We start from the raw sequence: 518 nt of genomic DNA, 5'->3' as shown, positions 1-518 counted from the left end.
TTTCACGAATTATCCAAAACCTCTCCTTCCGCTATGCCCGGTGGGTCAACTGGCGCCGCAGCAGAGTTGGTCATTTATTCCAAGGCCGGTACAAAGCCACGGTCATTGACGCGGACCGATACTTGCTGCAGTTGGTCAGCTACATACACCTGAATCCCGTTCGCGCAAAAATAACCAAAGATGTAGCGCTGTATCAGTGGAGTAGCCACAAGACATACTTGGGCCAAGAAGAAATTCCGTGGCTGTCGACCAAGCCAATCCTTTCCTATTTCGGTACTCGCCTCAAAGCGGCACGGATCGCATTTGACAGAATGGTAAGAGAGAAAGCAGAGGAGGGGCACCACGAGGAATTCTACACGGGCTGCAAATACGATAGCCGCCTGTTAGGCGGGGATGATTTTTATGTCGACGTTCAGGCCAAGACCGACGAACTGCCCAGGACGACGCCTGATCTCCAAACCATAATCGAGACTGTTGAACAGATTTGTAATCTTGAAGCGGGCGAATTGAACGCAGGA

1 pseudogene is annotated in these 518 nt (G+C 51.2%); it reads left to right on the top strand.

The features are described 5' to 3' along the window. Positions 1 to 122: 122 nt before the first annotated feature. Positions 123 to 518 (top strand): annotated as a pseudogene (locus tag JFN93_RS25290) (transposase); the annotation flags it as partial.

The sequence above is a fragment of the Geomesophilobacter sediminis genome (assembly GCF_016458275.1).
GTDB classification, from domain to species: domain Bacteria; phylum Desulfobacterota; class Desulfuromonadia; order Geobacterales; family Geobacteraceae; genus Geomesophilobacter; species Geomesophilobacter sediminis.
Note: the sequence above shows the minus strand (reverse complement) of the source record. Positions and strands in the feature narration are given on the sequence as shown.